Genomic DNA, 18,710 nt, shown 5'->3' with positions numbered 1-18,710 from the left:
GTGCGGGCTTGAGCATCACAAATGGCAGCGTGTCGACGCCGTTCGCAAGCTAGATGACATGAGGCCTATAGCAGCATGCCGCTGAGATACTAGTCCACTGAATCAGAAGAATTGGTGGTGTGGGCGCTGGGGATTGTCGTACTTCCACTTGATCGGCTTTGGGTCCTTGTTGTGCTGACGGATGTATCGCATGAGCTTCTTGTCCACGTCCTTGAGCGAGGTGAAGATGCCGCGACTGATGACGTCGCGCTGGATGCGCGAGAACCAGTTCTCGACCTGGTTGAGCCACGACGAGTAGGTGGGCGTGTAGTGGATCCGAACGTTCTCGTGTCCAGCCTGGAAGGCCTCGACCAGCTCGGTCTTGTGGCTGCTGACGTTGTCGCAGATGACGTGGATCTCGCTGCCCTGCGGCTGCGTGTTGACAACGTCGCCGAGGAAGCTGACGAACTGCTCGCTGGTATGGCGCGGGGCGGTCATACCGAGGACCTCGCCGGTGGCGGTGTTCAGGGCAGCGAACAGGCTGAGGGTGCCGTTTCGCTTGTACTCGAACCCGTGACTCTCGGCACGACCGGGTGCCAGCGGCAGCATGCGGTCCTTGCGATCCAGCGCCTGGATCGCCGTCTTCTCGTCCACGCAGAACACGGCGGCGTGCGCCGGCGGGTTCAGGTACAGGCCGATCACGTCCGCAGCCTTTGTCTCGAAGTCGGGGTCGTTGGAAACCAGGTGCCGCTCCAGCCGATGCGGCTGCAGTCCGTGCTTGCGCCAGATGCGCTGCACGGCAGAGAACGACACGTCACCCAGTTCGGCCGCGAGCTTGCGGCTGCTCCAGTGCGTGGAGCCATCCTTCGGCTTGTGCTTGAGCGTCTTGTTGAGCACCCGCGCTTCCAGCTCGGCTATCGGCCGTACAGGCGCGCGGCCCGGATGCAGCGACACCAGCCCGGCGAGACCTTGAAATTCAAACGCCTTCGTCCATCGCGTCACGAAGGCGTCGTTGCAGGCCAGCTTGGCCCGGATGTCTACACGACGTTCACCGTCGGCCCACAGCAGCACGCAACGCGCGCGCCGCGCCAACGCCGCGCTGCCACTGCGCTTGCGAATCACTGCTTCCAGGTCGCCGCGCTCGTCGGCCGTCAACTTCATCCTGCGCATGCCTTTCAAGATAAAGCATACACATCCGATTTCAATGATTCAGTGGACTAGACGCGCGGAAGCGATTGTTTTGCTACCACACGAGCTTGCACTGACATCAGCCACTACGGTGACGGTATGTCAGCAGCCCGCTAAGCGCCGGACAAGGAAATCCGCACGGGCCCTTGGCGCAGAAAGACCGGCTGGAACTGTTGCCGCACGCTCGTGCGCGCTTGCACGCGCCATCCCCGTCCAGACGCCAGATGCTGGCGACAGGCTTCGGGGTTAGGCGATTTTCGCGGCGGAAGATTCTCGCGTAGGTCGAAATCTCCGTATTTCAACGAGCCCGCGTTCCAGAGGAAAAGTAGTTCGACAGAATGCGGGCTGCTGCCCTTAAGCGCCCGATGCTTTCTTCAGCGATTTCATGGCGAATCACATCGAAGTGGCAAGCCGTTCCCACCGCCTTTCCTTCGTTGTCGAAGACAGGAATGCCGCAATAGGAGACCATGACACCTTGATATGGGTGCCCATTCAAACGCTTGTCAAGGCCGGAGTCGCCTGTGAAGAAAGAACCGTCGCGCAAGACGTACTGGCAGAAGCTTGAACCGATGGGCACCTCCGACAGGAATTCTGGTCGAGGCTCACGAAGCTTGTCGACCAGCCCGATGTTGATCATCCTGCCCTCCGCAAGTCGATAGACGGCTGTGTAGCGATGTGGCACGTCCTCATTGAGGATCTGGAGGGCCACGCCGATGCCTTGCACCGCGCAGATCTCGTCAAAGGTCTGGCCGAAGCTCGAGTAGTTGCTGAGTTCTTCCGCCTGCAGTTGGATCGCGAAAAGCCGCTCGATCTCGTTCTCCCATGTCGTGCCCGCTGCGATAAGGAGCCGGTCCGCCAAGGCCGGCTCAGAAGACGACAGGTCCTTGTCCAGCGTTGGATACGGACGAACTGCAACGCCGGCGTTTCGAAGCCGACGCTCCATTTCGAAGTGGGTTGGAACCATCTGTAGGCCGTGGCAAAGGTCCCACTATAGCCTCTGAAGTTTTTAGGTCCAAGCTCCCCGGGTGATCCGCTTGGATCCTTCGAGCCACCCGAAGTGTTAGTCCAGGCTAGTCTTGGGGCCACTAGGCAGGCCCCATCTCCTTGAACCTACGGGCATATTCGGCCGGTGTCAGGTCATTGAGAGTACTGTGAGGACGACTCTCGTTGTAGTCCTGGCGCCAGGCCTCTAGAAGTCCCTGCTCCTCGACCAGCGAGGCGAACCAGTTCACGTTCAAGCACTCGTCCCGCAGCGAGCCGTTGAAGGTCTCGACGAAGCTGTTGTCCGTGGGCTTGCCTGGCCTGCTGAAGTCCAGCCGCACGCCATGGTGGTACGCCCACACGTCCATCAGCCGTCCCGTGAACTCGCTGCCGTTGTCCACGAAGATGGCTTTGGGGGCACCGTGGTGACGAGCCAGCCGATTGAGCACCTCGACCACGTGCTCGCCCTTGAGCCGATGCCCCGCAGGTACCGCCAAAGCCTCGCGCGTGAACACATCGACCACGGTCAGGATGCGGAACTTGCCGCTATGGCTGAATTCCTCGGCCACGAAGTCCATTGACCAAGCTCGGCCTGGCGCGCTGGGCAAGGTGCGCTGTCGGCGCTGTACGACCATCTTGCGCTTCTTGGGCAACTTGGAGCGCAGCTGCAGTTACTCCTCGTCGTAGATGCGGTAGCACTGGCTTCGCCGGAGCTGCCAGCCCTCGCGACACAGCAGCACGTGCAGCCGCCGGTAGCCCCAGCGCACGCGCGTGTTCGCCAGTTCCCGCATGCGTCGTCGCAACTCCGGCCGCGAGTCCTTGCGGCGTTCATAGTAGGGCGTGCTTCGCGACACCTGAACCAGCTGGCAGGCCCGACGCAGACTGATGCCGTAATGGCCCCGGACATAGTCCAGGGCCTGCACCCTCAGCGCGGGCCGGACCATTTTTTTGCGGCGATATCCTGAAGAATCGCTTTGTCCAGGCTCAGGTCCGCCACGAGCTTCTTGAGCCTCGCGTTCTCTTCCTGCAGCTGCTTGAGCTCGCGTGCCTGGTCGGGCTCGAGGCTGCCGTACTGCTTCTTCCAGAGATAGAAGGTCTGCTCGCTGACCCCCAACTTGCGGCACGCGTCTGCCACTGCCATGCCGAGTTCGACCTGCTTGAGCACCGCCACGATCTGCTCCACCGAAAAACGACTCCGTCTCACGATTTCTCCTGCGCCCCCTTTGCCGGGGCCAAATCACCGAAAGACAGACGCTCAACGTGTCTAGATTTCTTCAATGCAGATCAAAACTGTATCTAACGGAGCCACAAAGGCATACTGCATTTAGCCTTTGGACTGCGTAGCGACTCTACCTCCCGGCCAGTCTCCAAAAACCACCATCTCTATCGCTGTCTCTCGCGCTGAAGCGTATGCCGCGTCAGCAGCCTGAGTAAACGGGTAGTCACGAGAACGGGCCATGATCGTGAAACGCTCGACCCGAGGCTCGATGACCCGAACCGTACAACATTGCACCGGCATATCCGCGAGCTTTGCAACATTGGCAGCCGTTAGCACCGCACCGCCGAGCCCAGCCTTTACGCATGCTAGCAGCGTGTTGAGTGATGTCACCTCAGCCACGATAGAGAGAGTAGCATCAGACTTTCTGCAGGCCGCTTCCAGTAGAGTGCGCGTCGCGTTCGCCCTCCCAGGCAGAATAAGTGGCATCTGTGCCAGCTCACTTAGCTCGACACTCTCCATCTTTACCGTCGCCGATGAACTTCTAATACACCCGCTTTTCACGGGCGGCATCTGGCTAAGTAAGCAAAGTGGCTCTGACAGCAAGCTTTCGGTCTCGAAGCCGTGCAACGGATTCGTATGATAAAGAAAGGAAAAATCGAGTTTCCCCGCAGCCACCATTTCGGTCAGTTGCTGGCTTGGAGCCTCGACGATCGTTACTTGAATGTGAGGAAATCGGGCTACGAAGTTTGTTAGAAACTTGCTAGCCATAACGATGGCCGTTCCATTCGGCATTCCTACGGCGACGGTGCCGCGGACGGCACTATCGGTTCCAGGCAACGCATGTCTGGCATTTTCAACTTGTTTCAAAATAGCTTGCGCGTGAAGAAAAAAAACCGAGCCTGCCTCTGTAACTTGGACGCCACGCACACTGCGTAGCAGCAGGGTGGTCCCCAAATCCTCCTCCAACTGCGACATTTGTTGACTGAGAGCCGATTGCACTACGTGCAATACTGCTGCCGCGCGGCTAAGACTGCCACATTCGACGATCGCAACAAAATAGCGGAGTTGGCGTATTTCCATCAGCGAAGTCCAATCAACGTCAGACGCAAGGCTCGTTCGCCACACAGTCCCGACATCAGGATGATGTCGGCTTAGCAAACAGTCCGTTCACGGGATCTGCCTTGAATTCAACGACGTTTCCGCAATTATCATGGATAAGCATACATTTTTGCTCGTTCACTAGTCCGGCATGAAACCTTTGTGGTTCCAAATAAAAGTTTGCTTCGCCACGTAGCTTTTCCGCGAGCCCATCCCATTCCTCTTCAGTTAACACGACGCCAAAGTGGCGGCATGGCGTCTTGACCCCCCCCGATACGATGTCATGCGTCTGGTAAGCCGCATCCATGGGCTCTAGGTGTGCTACGAGATGGTGGCCAAAGAAGTTAAAGTCGATTCGCGCATCTGTTCGACGTCCCTCGCTGCACCCTAGTAGCTCGCCATAGAAATGACTTGCCGAGGTGAGATCGCTGACTGGGACGGAAATGTGAAAAGGAGAGAGTTTCATGGTTGGTCTCGTTGATGTCATTGCGGCTGGATGCCCGCGGCTTTCACAACACTCGCGTAGCGATCTAAGTCGCGCGAGATCTGGGTTGTCAGGTTCTGCGGTGACCCAGTGGAAACGGTCAGCCCCAGCACGTCGAGCTGACGGACGACCTCCGGCTCAGCGAGAATCGCGTTGAGGTGCGTATTAAGGGTCTGCACGACAGAAGCAGGCGTTCGGGCGGGGGCAAGCAGTCCTTCCCAAGAAGTGACCGTGACGTCTAACCCGCTCTCGACCAAAGTTGGCACCTTGGGAAGCAGGCGCGATCTCTGCGCACCAGACACTGCCAGTGCCTTGATGCGGCCGGCTTTCACGGACTCCAATGCTGCCGCTAGCGCCATGCCATTTATCGAAATGTGTCCGCCCAGCAGATCGCTCAAAGCCGGCGCACCGCCCTTGTATGGAACGTGTACAAACTTCGAACCAGTGCGCTGATTGATAAGTTCGAAGAGCAGATGCTGCGGGCTTCCTGTTCCGGCGCTGCCGTAGGCCAAGCCTCCCTTTCTTTGCTTCGACATTGCAATCAACTCGGCTATTGAGTTCGCTTGAAGATCAACGTTTGCGACGATAAGCACCGGTACGTCACCGATCTTGCCGATCGGCTCAAAGTCTTTCAACGGGTCAAACCCAAGACGCGCGTAAATGTGCGGGTTGATCGTAAGCGGGCCGTCGTGTCCTAAGACCAGCGTATAACCATCAGGTTTAGCGGTCGCCACTTGCTGAGTACCGATGTTTCCTCCAGCGCCTGGCTTGTTCTCTACAACGACAGCTTGCTTCATTCGCTTGCCGAGCTCTTCAGCGACGACGCGGGCCACTAGGTCCGCGACGCCCGCGTTTGCAAACGGAACAATGATTCGAATTGGCCGGTCAGGACTCCATTGCTGCGCCGAGGCAACACGCCAGCCCGAGGTTAGGGCGAGGCTCATGAGCTTCAATAGCACCCTACGCATACGTTGCGGGTGATGCAAGATACTGAACTCGCGAAAGTGCTTCTGGTGCATAAGGCTTTGTCTCCTTTGATTCACAGGCCCACCACGACCGCGAAGTACTACTAGGGCTGCCAGCCAACCACAACCTGCCGCTGCTCACCAAGGCCCTCAACTCCAATGTGAATCACATCATCACTCTTCAAATACATAGGCGGCCGCATGCCGAATCCCACGCCAGCGGGGGTACCCGTTGCGATTACGTCGCCCGGCAGCAGCGACATGAACTCACTCAAGTAGCTGACAATCTTGGCAATACTGAAGATCATGTCGCGTGTGTTTCCCGATTGCATCCTCTTCCCGTTTACGTCCAGCCACATGGACAAGTTTGCGGGGTCAGGAATCTCATCTGCCGTCACAAGCCAGGGACCGATTGGACCGAAGGTGTCGCAGCCCTTGCCTTTGTCCATCGTGATTCCTCGCTCAAACTGGAATGAACGTTCACTGACATCGTTTATTGCGCAGTAACCAGCTATACAGTCAAGGGCGGTCACTTCATCCACATACTTAGCCTTCTTGCCAATCACCACGCCCACTTCGACTTCCCAATCGGTTTTCACCGAATGACGCGGAAGCACGATTGGGTCGTTTGGGCCCTGGATACAGCTCGTAGTCTTCATGAAGACGGCTGGCTCGTCGGGTATCGCCAATTTGGCCTCAATCGCATGATCGCGGTAGTTCAGCCCAATGCCGATGAATTTGCCGATTTTGGCAACCGGACAACCTAGGCGCGGCGATCCAGGCACCATAGGCAATGAACCGGAATCAGTTTGCGATACGATTTTCAACAGATCTGGCGTATAGCCGAAGTCGATATCGGGAATAAGGAGGGAAAGGTCGCGGATAGCACCATCACTGTCGATCAGGCCCGGGCGCTCTTCGCCTGGAAGTCCATATCTAACAATCTTCATGTCGAATGTCTCTTAGGTTTTCTCTGCCTCAAAACCGAGGCAGGCTATATGCATGTTGAGTGTGCATCCACGGAAAGGAAAGCGAAATTAAGTTTGATAGATGGCCCCATCTGCTTTGGCGCTGGCTTACGCTGCCTGCTTGAGCGGAATCACGCGCTGGCGCAAAGCGTCAAGCAGGTTCGCCTCGTGCTCCGCCGCGGCCTTGATACTTTTCTCCCGCACGTGGCCATAGCCTCGAATGCCTTCAGGAATGGATGCCAGCCGAACTGCAATCGCATGGCGCGATGAGTTTGGAACGCTACCCAGTTCCGACAGCAGCGCTTGGACGGTCTTCTCATAGCGGGCGAGCACGCTTCGGTCCAGCCGTCTTTCCGCCGTATGACCGAAGGGGTCAAACCGAGTGCCGCGTAGGAACTTCATTCTCGCGAGCAAGCGGAACACGGGAACGATCCATCCGCCCATCTCCAACTTGACCGGTTCGCCTGTATCTGTTCGCCGCTTGACCAGCAGCGGAGGCGCGAGATTGAACACCACTTTGTAGTCGCCTTCGAATTTCTCTGCGACCTGCTTCAAGAAACCAGCACCAGCGTGCAGCCGCGCGACCTCGTACTCGTCCTTGATGGCGAGCAACTTGAAGTAGTATTTGGCCACGGCTTTCGTGAGTTCCTGGCGCCCCGGGAAAAGCCTTGACTCTAGAGCGGCCACCTGTTCGACAAACGCCGTGTAGCGCGCGGCGTAGGCGACGCTCTGATAATCAGTAAGAAAGTTACGACGCATCGCGATAGCCTCGTCCACAGTCGCCACAGGTGCCGGCGACAGCTGAGAACTTCGACTTGCTCCGGCAGCCCGAACAGCGCGTTCGACCGCGGCAGGATCAACGACCGCTCGGCGGCCCCATAGAAAGGCATTGGTGTTCATGGAAACCGCGGCACCGTTTAACTCAATCGCTCGATTAATCGCTTCGGCCGACACGGGAATCAGCCCGCGTTGATACGCGTATCCGAGCATGAACATGTTTGCAGCGATGGAATCACCCATCAGCGCCGTGGCGATACGGTCTACTTCGACGAACTCGGCTTGACTTGGCCCAACCGCCGAGTTGATATTTTCCTGCAGTTGACGACTCGGAAATTCAAGGTCCGCGTTACGCGTGAACTCCGCGGGCATGACCTCGTGGGTGTTGGCAAGGACGCGAGTACGGCCAGCCGTTGCAGCAGCCAAGGTCTTGGCATTTCCTGCGACGACCAGGTCGCAGCCAAGAATAAGATCCGCGCCGCCAGCGGCGATGCGAATCGTCTTGATCGCTTGGGGCGAGGCTCCTAGTCTAACGTGGCTCCAGACCGAACCACCCTTCTGTGCCAAGCCCGCCATATCGAGCAGCCCCACACCAGCTCCCTCGATATGTGCAGCCATGCCTAGCACCGCCCCGATCGTAACCACGCCAGTGCCACCCATCCCGGAGATCAGAATGCTGTAAACACGACCATCCAAGGAGGGGCGCTCAGGTTGCGGCAGCGCCTTGAATACGACAGACTCGGGAATGGGCGCCGGTTTACGAAGCTGACCGCCTAATACTGTAACAAAGCTCGGGCAGAAGCCCTTCACGCACGAATAGTCCTTGTTACACGAAGACTGATCAATCGTGCGCTTGCGTCCAAACTCGGTTTCCAGCGGCTGCACCGACATGCAGTTCGACTTCACCCCACAGTCGCCGCAGCCCTCGCAGACGAGATCGTTGATGAGAATGCGTTTGGCCGGGTCCGGCATCGAGCCGCGCTTGCGCCGCCGACGTTTCTCAGCAGCGCAAGTCTGGTCATAGATCAGAACCGTAGTTCCCTCAATCTCGCGCAACTCCTTTTGTACGACATTAATGTCGTCTCGATGATGCACAGTTGCGCCGCCCGGAAGATTCACCGCCGACCCGTCGTACTTCTGCGGTTCGTCACTTACCACCACGATACGTCGCACGCCTTCAGCATGCACTTGGTGCGCGATGGTCGGAACGCTCAGAGGTCCGTCATGACGCTGCCCGCCTGTCATGGCGACAGCATCGTTGTAAAGGATCTTGTAGGTGATGTTGGTTTTGGCGGCCACCGCGGCTCGAATGGCGAGCAAGCCTGAATGGAAGTAAGTCCCGTCGCCGATGTTTTGGAAAACGTGTTTACGCTTGGAGAATGGAGCCTCACCAACCCACGACAGGCCCTCTGCGCCCATCTGCGTGTATCCCATCGTCGAACGGTCCATCACCTGCGCCATCCAACTGCACCCAATACCCGCGTAAGCCTTGCTTCCCGCAGGTACCACTGTGGAGGAGCTATGAGGGCATCCGCTGCAAAAATAGAAACTTCTTGAGACGATATCGACCGCTGCCCCAGGTACCTTCAACGCGCGCAGCTCCACGACACGCCTGCTCAGCGAGTCAAGTTGGCGGTTCGGATGCATATGCAGCAACCGCTCGCCGATCGCGATTGCGATCTGGCCCGGGTCCAATGCCATCTCAGACTGAAGGAGTGTTTTCTTGTGCTCGTCGTGCTTGCCGATGATCACGGGGGCATCGGGCAGCCCATACAGCTGCTCCTTCAACTGCTGCTCAACAAGGCCGCGCTTCTCCTCGACGACGAGAATCCGATCTAGGTTGGCCGCAAACTTAAGAGCACCTTCGGGCTCTAGCGGCCAGGTCATACCAACCTTGTAGAGACGGATGCCCAAATCGGCAGCAGCCGTATCATCGAGCTCCAATTCGTCCAGAGCTTGCAGCACATCCAGGTAGCTCTTGCCGTGCGTGACGATCCCGAAACGAGCGCCTGCGCCGTCGATCACCGTACGGTTGAGGCCGTTAGCGCGCGCAAACGCACGGACGGCGTCGAGTTTATGCCGATGCAGCCGCGCCTCTTGGGCGTGGGGCGTGTCCGGCTGACGTAGGTTGACGCCATCCAAAGGAAGATTTACATCATCTGGTTCCACCAGCTTAACCCGCTCGATATCCACCTCGACGGAGGCCGTTGCCTCAACCGTGTCCTTGACGCACTTCATCGCCACCCAGCAACCGCTAAAACGGGACAGGGCCCAACCGAACAGTCCGAAGTCAAGAATTTCTTGGACGCCTGCCGGGCTCAGGACAGGAATCATGGCATCGACCATCGCGAACTCGCTCTGATGGCAGGTCGTCGACGACTCGCAGGTATGGTCATCGCCCAGGAGAAGTAGTACGCCTCCGTGTTGAGAGGATCCTGCAAGATTTCCGTGACGGAATGCGTCGCCGGTCCGATCGACGCCCGGGCCCTTGCCGTACCACAGTGAGAACACACCATCGTGTTTGCCTTCCCCTGTCGCCTCAGCCTGCTGTGATCCCCATACGGCGGTTGCCGCCAGGTCCTCATTCACGCCAGGCACGAATACGATGCCTTGAGTGTCGAGATGCTTCTTAGCTTTAACCAATTGCTCGTCGAACGTGCCGAGCGGTGAGCCGCGGTAGCCAGTGATATACCCCGCCGTGTCAAGTCCAGCCCGGGAATCACGAATGCGCTGCGATATCGGCAACCTTACCAGTGCCTGTGTTCCGCTGATAAAGATACGGCCGCTCTCCAGCTCATACTTATCGTCCAGTTCCACTTGTGTCATGAGTTTTCTTTCTTGGACCCCAATGCTCACCTGCCGCATCAACGTCGTGCGGCGGCTCCACCATCCGGAACAAACAACGTCATCAACGGCTCGGTCCCGATTTGGCGGCTGCTGTGACCGTGCAAACGCGCGTCGAAAACCACGCCCTCAGGCAAGAGGTCAAAGGCATAGAAAGACTCCCCACAGCTAAAGACCCGCGTCGTTCCGTCTTGCAAGCCAACTTCCATAGCGCCTTGCAGGACAAAAACCCACTGTGGCGTCACCGTGCAATGGAAGCCACTTCGAAAGCCGACGGGACTTGATCGAACGCGAAATTCCACGGCAGGAAGTGGCGCGGATAACAGGACGCCGGGAGAGCCCTCGTGCATATCCAAAATTTGTTGCCTGAACCGAGCGCGTCCATCGCCGTCGGTGTAAAGAATGGCTGTGCTAACGTTCATATGAGTGCGATGTAAGTACTAGTCAAATCAGTTGAGGGATAGTCGATACACGCGAGTAGCGGTTTTACTGAATAGAGCTTCCTTCTCGGATGGCTCGTAATCGGAGAACACTCTCTTGTAAGCGTTCCACAGCGTGCGGTATCCCACGCCGATCTTGTCCACCGGAAAGTTGCTCTCGAGCATGCAGCGTCCGGGGCCGAAGACGTCAACGCTATGTGACATGTATGGCTGCCAGAGGCGAGCGAGGGAGGTGGAATCTAATGGCCTGTCATGCCGCCCAAAATCATAAGCAGGCAAACGAATGATCAATCCGCCTAGCTTTACCGATATGTTCTCGTGTCGCGCCAGCACGCTCATCCCATCCTTCCAGCTAGAAAACACTTCGGAAGCATGGTTGCGGAATCGTCCATAGCAGGTTGGCGAGCCCACATGACAAAGCACGATCGAGGTGTCGGGGCATGCTGCTGCCAACTCAGCGACGTCATTTAGCTGTGTATGTAAGACGCCTGCGTCAAAGGACAGACCTAGTTGGCCCAGCCGCCTCACAGCCCGCTGGAACCGATGTTGCTTATATAACCCTGGCCCAGAACCAGAATGACTCGACCCGATGTTGGGGTCGCTGTCCCAACTGCCTGCATAGCGCACGCCCCTGAACCTTCCGCCACCGTACCTGCACTGCAACTCGAGGACCTCTTCAAATCGGTCGCTCAACAAGTCCGCGAACCCCACAATCCCTGCATTGACAAGAGCCCGTCCGTAGACGCCGCTCGCGCACATTGCCGCCATGCCGTTCGCAAACTCCACTTCGCCTACCGACTTCAGGTGCGGCGGCCCCTCCAACCGGTACATCGCATGGCATTCATTGAAGACCGTTCCAACGACGCGGTGCCCTGTGTTCACATCTGCTAAAAATTGCGGCAACAAATAGGTGTAATCGGGGAGGTCCCAGAGATGGTGGTGCGCATCGACGATCGCCAAGTCAGGATCCAGCACCGGCTCCGAATCGGCACGACTAAGCCATGCCTCGTCAGGTCTGTAGATCCGGCCGAATCGTGTGGGCAACGCCCGATCGAGCGGCCCGAGATAGAACCCGCCGATCTGCGTCACGCTTGCTCACTCTGCAAGGTGGGTTCGCCCTGGACGACGGTACGATGGGTAATGCGGACCTCGCGCGCCGTGTCATACGGCGTGGCCGCATGCAACGTGCAACGGTTGTCCCAAATGACCAGATCGTGGCGGCGCCAAGGATGCTGATATACGAATGCGTCTTGAGTAGTGAACGCCATCAGCTCGTCGATGATAGTCCTACTGTCTTCCTCAGACATTCCTTCGATCATCCAGGCATGGCTGCCAAGAAAGATGGCCTTTTCACCGGTCTCCGGATGCCGTCGCACCAAGGGATGCGGCGTCGGCTGGCCGATGTGCAATTCGTACTTCGTGGCCTCAGGTCCGCCAGCTGCACGACGCGAATAAGCCACTGAGTGGACAACACGTAAGCCATCAATCAGAAGTTTCATGGCCGGAGACAAAGCCTCGTAAGCCTTGGACGTGTTGCAGAAGCGTGTCTCTCCGCCCGTTCGAGGAGTCTCAACACCATATAGCAGCGTTGCCAAGGCCGGGTCCGGACGCCAGGACCTATCCGTATGCCACCGCATTGCCGTAGCGACAGGGTTTTTTCCATTGGGCTTTCCATCCGGGCCGACGTTCGTAGCAATCTGCACGTGGTTACGCACTCCAGCGAGCTGGTCCGCCATCGTGTGTTCTAGCGGAGTTCCCCAGCACCGAGTAAAAGCCAATTGCGCATCAAGCGACAGATGCTGCTCGCGAAAGCAAAGGACTTTGTAGTCCAGGAGCAGCTGCTTAAGCCTTTCGACTATCTTTTCAGAAAGAGGAATAGACACGTCCAAACCGCGGATTGATGCACCCATCACAGGGCTCAGAGCTTCAATTTGAAAGTCGTCAGAATGGGGCGCAGTCCTCGTTGCTTCAGTGCTTGTGTTCATCATCATCCTTAGGGCTAAAAGGTGCCCTTCTCGGGCGCTTAAATTCGATGTTCGACCGCTACCGATATCTCGCTGTTAAGCCGCCGTCCACCACGATAGTTTCGCCCGTGATATAGGCCGACATTTCCGAAAGAAGAAAGGCCACTACGTTCGCAACTTCACTTGGCGTACCCGCGCGGCCTAACGGCACTATGGCACTCATCGATTCGCGAAATCCTGGATTCAGACGCTGCATGGGCGTGTCCGTCACACCCGGAGCAACTGAATTGACACGTACCCCGTACGGCGCCAAGTCAAGAGCCAATGCACGCGCCAAGTTCACCACGGCGGCCTTGGAAGCGGCGTAACTCAACCGACTTTGCCTGGCTTGGAATCCTGCGATCGATGACATGGCGACGATCGCGCCTGACTGTCGGCGCGTCAACTGCCTAGCAGCCGCGCGACAGAAGTACATGACGCCATGCAGGTTCACGTCCAACACCTTGTGCCAATCCTCGTCGGAGATCTCGAGCACACTTGCATTCATGCTGATACCAGCATTCGCCACTGCGTGAGTCACTGGACCATGATCTAGCTCGATCTGATTAAAGCATTCGTCAATCTGCGATGAATTCGTCACATCTACCGCATAGCAGCGACGTTCGTGGAGCTTGTCCTCGCTACCGAACACCTCCGTCACACTTTTTCGCAACAGATCTTCGTCTTTGTCTAACAGAAGCGGCGTCGCTCCCAAGCCCCGCAAGCACTTGCAGATGGCTAGACCGATACCGGACGCGGCACCCGTGACAGGCACGACAGCGGATGCTAAATTTATCTCAAACGTATTAATCATCTACTGGAAGTCAAGCACGTCACTCGATGCTAATTGATCTCGCTTTGACGATACGTCGCCAAAATTCCAGCTCTTTCGTCTGGCGCTTCAACAACTGAGTCGCGTCGCCGATGCTCGGCTCCGCGCCCGCTGGGGCGAGCTCTGTGCGCGCGGCTGGAGTCTGCAGCCAGGCCGTGAGCTCCTTGCTCATGGCTTCGCGAAACTTGGCTGGCGTTCCTCTGGGTGCATAGAGACCCATCCAGGACTCGAAAACGTAGTCTTCCAGGCCTGCCTCAGCAAGGGTAGGAACTGAGGGCGCAAGGGTAGTGCGTGTAGCACTTGTGATCCCTAGGACACGTGCCTTACCGTCGGTTGTGGCGTCTACGGCCCAGGGTACTTGCGCGAGAATGAAGTCGATATGACCGCCTCGCAGCGCAACATAAGTCGGTGGCGCACCGTTGTACGGGACATGGTTCATCTCAATCCCGCGCTGTTGCTCCAACAGAAGAAAGGCGAGATGCGCGGTACTTCCGACACCCCAGGTTCCATAGCTGTACTTGCCCGGTGCAGCCTTGGCAAGACGCACTAGATCATGGGGCCCTTGGACCGGGATGTCTCCACGCGCTACGAGTGCCATGGGAACACGAACCATTTCCATGATCGAATCGAAACTTTTCTCGGGGTCGTAGCGAATAGTCTTGGGAAACAGCAGCGGGTCCATCACGTGAGTCTCTACATTTCCCAAGAGAAGCGTATAGCCATCAGGCGAACTGGTCGCGACATAAGCTGCGCCAATCATGCCGGTAGCTCCAGGTTTGTTTTCAACGATAAACGGGTGTTTAAGGCGAATCGTCATGGCGTTGGCCATTGCACGCGCAGTCGCGTCGGCTACGCCACCAGCCGCCCAGGGAACGATCACCCGTATGGGCTTCCCGGCGGTCCAAAGCTGTTCCTGGGCCGCCGCATGATGGCCGCACAGCGCCATGACAAGCATCATCCCCGCTGCCAATATATTAATTGCCTTGCAATGTATCATTTTTGTCTCTTTAATATTTGCTAATGAGATACAAATTCAATTAACGCCTCAGAAAGCATGGGATATGCCGAGCGCCACGGTCGTCGCTTGAGGATTTCCACGACCAACACTTCCAACTGGCTGCTGCGAGCTTCCCGTCCCCAGCGCGTAAAGCGAGCCGTTCTTGTTCTTCAAAGTGGTCGCCGCCGCATAGACCATCGTTCGCTTTGAAAGGTAGTACTCCATGCCAACTGCCAACCAATCTACGCTTCGGCTTCCGGTTTCTACGGCGTAGTCCGATCGATCACGCAGCCGTATGTATTGAGCGATCAATACAGCTGGCCCGATAACGACCCGAGTACCTACATGTGCCAGTTGGAAGCGGCTAGCATTGCTCCCGGTAACGCCTGGCACTCGTGCGAGCGCACCGGTGCATGTGGCGCAACTATTGCGCTCTTCTGTGTATCCAGCCACGAGCTTGACAGTGCCGAAGTCGTAGATGCCGCCAATCAAAAACGAGGAAGCTTTCCCTGACTCCGCGACGTGTGCGCTACCCTTCTGTAGACCGAAGGCCGCGTTCAGATCCCACGATCCTGTTCGGTAGCGAAGCGCTATGTCGTATGCGCGCCCGACAGTCGGGCTGTCCTCGTCGAGGGCCATCATCGCGTGCACCGAGAAACCAGACATGAGCGGGGACAGATAAGAAATGGCATTGTCCAAACGGGCATTGTTGGCCAGTGGGACGACCTGGTATACACCACCGGGAGTACTTCTTGATAGTTGCCCCATGCCGGCTGAGCCATAATTGAAGGCATCAATCACCGTATGCGTACGATAGGTAGGTGTTTCGGCGCGGCCCACATAGACGGTTCCGTAGTCTTTCGATGAAAGACCCACCCATGACTCCCGACCGAACCCGCGGCCGCCTTGCGCCAGCGTCCCGTCATCTGTATTGATCCCCATCGCCAGCCTGAACACCGCGCTCGCTCCGCCGCCGAGGTCTTCCGCTCCGTCGAATCCCAATCGGCTGCCGCCGTAACCGGATGAAATCTGGCGTTTCTGCAGGCCTAGCCCTGACTTCGAGATCTCGATCCCGTTGTCAACCCTGCCAAAGATCTGCACACTACCTTGCGCTTGAGCTGCAAAAGCAGCCGCAAGCAATGCACCACAAGGAACTGTCCTTTTTCGCATAGTTTTGTCTCCATTATTTTTCCTTTTCTTTGATGTCCTTACGACGCGACATCTCGACGCTTCCGCAGACCTCATGGAAGTACTCTGTTAGCAGCGCCGAGTCATTGTCATGAAAACGTCGGATAGGAAAAAATGAGATATTTCGATGCCGCCATCTGTGATGGAGATAGACCGCCTGTTCTGAGCGGCGAGGTCTCCCCAAGACATTGACACTTAAGCAGATGGCTCCCGCCCAAAGCGGGGCAATGGAGAAACTAATGCCCAGAAGAGATGGTCATGGATGCTGTGCGAAACAGATCGCACGGCGCTGCCGAGGCAGCTCCGAGGCGTAGGGGCAAGCGTCTGAAATCCCTGGAGGTCGAGAACAGCTCGCCTCAGAAGCTCATCGCAGACTGAATCGCCCCGGCTTTGAACTGACCCCCAGAAGTTGGACGGTTGGGAGCTAGCATCTCGATGCCTGAGTTCGGTACTGCACCGGGCTCAGGCTATTGAGTTTGAGCTTGATGCGATGATGGTTGTAGTAGTGAATGTAGCCGCGTAGGCCGGTCTTCAATTCTTCAATGTCGGCGAATTTGTTGAGGTAGAAGAACTCGGACTTGAGCGTACCGAAGAAGCTCTCCATGGCGGCGTTGTCCAGGCAATTGCCTTTGCGTGACATGCTTTGCCTCAGCCCGTGAGCGCTGAGTTGTTTGCGGTAGGCAGGCATTTGATAGTGCCATCCCTGATCGGAGTGCAGCAGTGGCGCAGCGGCCCGTCCCTTCAGCTTCGAGAGCGCCTCCTTGAGCATGTTCCCTACAAGGGAGTACAGGGGTCGCTCCTGCATCTCGAAGGTCACGATTTCGCCGTTGTAGAGGTCCATGACAGGTGACAGGTAAAGCTTTGCGCCGCGGACATTGAATTCGGTCACGTCAGTCACCCATTTCTCGTTCGGCCGCGCTGCGTCGAACTGGCGATCGAGCACATTCGGCAATGAGACGGACTCGCCCCGGTAGGAGCGGTATCTCTTCGGCCGAACCAGCGACTTCAGGCCGAGACCGTCCATTAACCGCTGCACGGTCTTGTGGTTCACCGCCAAGCCCGACTGACGCAGCTCGGCGGTGATGCGCCGATAGCCGTAACGGCCCCTGTGACGCTCATAAACGGCCCTGATGCGCGATTTCAAGCCCGCGTGCTTGTCACCGGTCTCCAAGACCTTAACTTGGTAGTAAAACGTGCTGCGCGACAAGCGCGCCGCGGTCAACAGAACCGGCAATGGGTAGTCTGGCCTCAGTTCGAGAACGGCTTGCGCTTTTTCTGCGCAGCTTGCCGATTGGCTCGAACCAAGGCCTCCAATTTTTTTAGGTAGGCTACCTCCGCGCGCAGTCGTTCAACTTCTTCACGCAACGCACGGTTCGAGCTGGCGCTGTCCGTGTCCAGCAGCTCTGAATTCTGCTTGCCAGCCTTCATAGAATGCGCCTTTCTGCTGCCCTCGAGTGCCGCGGCACCGCCGCCATCGAAGGCGCGCCGCCATACGACAACCTGGTTCGGATTGCGAATATCGTAGATCGCAGCAACCTGCCGGCTGGAGAGCCTCTCACGATCTTGATGCGCCAGCACCTGGAGCTTGAAATCCGCAGTGTACGCACTGCGTTTTGGCTGCAGGCCGGCCACTCCGTGCAGCCGGTAGTGACTGACCCAAGTGCGAATCTTCTCCTCGGGCACTGACCAACGCCGCGCAAGTAGCTTCGCGCCGCCGTCTCCAGCCAGAAAGCTCTCAACGACTTTGAGTTTGAACTTTGTTTCGTACTTCCTCATGGGACCCTTTGAAGTTTGTCCAACTTCTGGGGGTCAGTTCAAAGCCGGGGCGATTCAGACAAATCTCGACCGCGATCCTTAAGCAGCTCAACGCCGGAAATTAAGTGACCTGCTGGCTCGGCGCAAGCAGCAAGACTTCCTGCGCGCACCAGCCCTAGGCTTCGTTCTGCCTGAATCCTGGCGACCGGCGACTTTGCAGGTCGCGTGGCTCGCCAAGCTACGCGCTGCAACGCCCGCCCGCCAGAGTGCGCCGGTGCTCGCGGCGACGAAGAATCTTGCGGCCCAGCATCCGTACTACGGCTATCTCTACGAGCAGGTGTTCCTGCTTTGCAGCAGCTTTGAGTGGAACTGGTCACGCACACATCGTCTACAACGCGAGGCAGGCCTGTAGCGGTCAAGCAAAGCGAGTACCTAACCTCGAATTTGGCTGGGGCCATTCGCTCCAAACGAATGACCGCGGTCCCGTCGCGCACGGCAAGCCTGCACGGGATGCCGCGCTTCGTCCACTCGGGCACCGAGTCGCGGCTCGTCACCTGAGCCACCTGGAGTGGGTCGCGCATGCCGACACGCCACAGTGCTCCAGGACGACTCAGGCAAGCCTTGGCGGAACGGCTCCGACGAGAGAGTCAACGGCTAATTCTGTGACAAGTGCCTGTCCAACGCATGATTCCAATCGCGCCGCGAAGTCGCTGTCCTGACCGAATCCTCCCGCAATCACCACGACCGGCTACATCCTTACGGCGGCAATCAAAACTTGACCTCGACAGGGTTTAAACAGGACCTCCGCACGACCTGCAACCCGCCCTCTTCGAATAATTTCTACGAGGTAAAGGAGATCATTCTTTTATGCAAATTTTTGTTTGGTGCTCATCGAATTAGGCTCGGACAAAGAACGCCAGCCACCCCTGCCTTTGTCGTGACACTTGTTTAAACGCCTTGCTAGTCATATGATCTCGCCTCCGTATTTCAGG

The 18,710-nt window shown here is 57.4% G+C and carries 13 protein-coding genes and 1 pseudogene; all 14 read right to left on the bottom strand.

What is annotated here, in order from left to right; translation table 11 throughout:
- Positions 1 to 102 precede the first annotated feature (102 nt).
- On the bottom strand, positions 103 to 1,149 hold the full coding sequence (locus INQ48_43755; protein ID QRF63306.1) for an IS630 family transposase: 1,047 nt from the start codon (positions 1,147 to 1,149) through the stop codon (positions 103 to 105).
- Between the two features lie 316 nt (positions 1,150 to 1,465).
- Entirely contained in the window at positions 1,466 to 2,131 is a 666-nt protein-coding gene (locus INQ48_43750) for a hypothetical protein (protein QRF63305.1), read from the bottom strand.
- Between the two features lie 121 nt (positions 2,132 to 2,252).
- Positions 2,253 to 3,352 (bottom strand): annotated as a pseudogene (locus INQ48_43745) (IS3 family transposase).
- A 120-nt stretch (positions 3,353 to 3,472) separates the two neighbouring features.
- On the bottom strand, positions 3,473 to 4,447 hold the full coding sequence (locus tag INQ48_43740; GenBank protein ID QRF63304.1) for a LysR family transcriptional regulator: 975 nt from the start codon (positions 4,445 to 4,447) through the stop codon (positions 3,473 to 3,475).
- Positions 4,448 to 4,502: 55 nt separating this feature from the next.
- Positions 4,503 to 4,931 (bottom strand): glyoxalase, encoded by a 429-nt coding sequence (locus INQ48_43735; GenBank protein QRF63303.1) that lies wholly within the window; start codon positions 4,929 to 4,931, stop codon positions 4,503 to 4,505.
- Positions 4,932 to 4,948: 17 nt separating this feature from the next.
- A complete protein-coding gene (locus INQ48_43730; GenBank protein ID QRF63302.1) occupies positions 4,949 to 5,968 on the bottom strand; it encodes a tripartite tricarboxylate transporter substrate binding protein in 1,020 nt (339 codons plus the stop codon).
- A 50-nt stretch (positions 5,969 to 6,018) separates the two neighbouring features.
- Positions 6,019 to 6,864 (bottom strand): fumarylacetoacetate hydrolase family protein, encoded by an 846-nt coding sequence (locus tag INQ48_43725; GenBank protein QRF63301.1) that lies wholly within the window; start codon positions 6,862 to 6,864, stop codon positions 6,019 to 6,021.
- Positions 6,865 to 6,990: 126 nt separating this feature from the next.
- Entirely contained in the window at positions 6,991 to 10,524 is a 3,534-nt protein-coding gene (locus INQ48_43720) for an indolepyruvate ferredoxin oxidoreductase family protein (GenBank protein ID QRF63300.1), read from the bottom strand.
- Between the two features lie 428 nt (positions 10,525 to 10,952).
- Positions 10,953 to 11,987 carry an amidohydrolase family protein gene (locus INQ48_43715; protein ID QRF63449.1) on the bottom strand — a complete coding sequence of 345 codons (1,035 nt, stop codon included), beginning with the start codon at positions 11,985 to 11,987 and terminating at the stop codon, positions 10,953 to 10,955.
- A 41-nt stretch (positions 11,988 to 12,028) separates the two neighbouring features.
- Complete coding sequence (locus INQ48_43710; protein QRF63299.1) at positions 12,029 to 12,928, bottom strand: TauD/TfdA family dioxygenase; 900 nt, start codon at positions 12,926 to 12,928, stop codon at positions 12,029 to 12,031.
- A 58-nt stretch (positions 12,929 to 12,986) separates the two neighbouring features.
- Entirely contained in the window at positions 12,987 to 13,760 is a 774-nt protein-coding gene (locus INQ48_43705) for an SDR family oxidoreductase (protein ID QRF63298.1), read from the bottom strand.
- A 19-nt stretch (positions 13,761 to 13,779) separates the two neighbouring features.
- Positions 13,780 to 14,724 (bottom strand): tripartite tricarboxylate transporter substrate binding protein, encoded by a 945-nt coding sequence (locus INQ48_43700; GenBank protein QRF63297.1) that lies wholly within the window; start codon positions 14,722 to 14,724, stop codon positions 13,780 to 13,782.
- Positions 14,725 to 14,823: 99 nt separating this feature from the next.
- Complete coding sequence (locus INQ48_43695) at positions 14,824 to 15,945, bottom strand: porin (GenBank protein QRF63296.1); 1,122 nt, start codon at positions 15,943 to 15,945, stop codon at positions 14,824 to 14,826.
- A gap of 442 nt (positions 15,946 to 16,387) precedes the next feature.
- Positions 16,388 to 17,739, bottom strand: a protein-coding gene (locus tag INQ48_43690; protein ID QRF63295.1) for an IS3 family transposase whose coding sequence is annotated in 2 segments (ribosomal slippage) — positions 16,388 to 17,274 and positions 17,274 to 17,739 — 1,353 coding nt in all. Because the reading frame shifts where the segments join, the coding sequence is not laid out codon by codon here.
- Between the last annotated feature and the right edge of the window lie 971 nt (positions 17,740 to 18,710).

The organism is Variovorax paradoxus (genome assembly GCA_016806145.1).
Classification (GTDB): Bacteria; Pseudomonadota; Gammaproteobacteria; order Burkholderiales; family Burkholderiaceae_C; genus Variovorax.
Note: the sequence above shows the minus strand (reverse complement) of the source record. Positions and strands in the feature narration are given on the sequence as shown.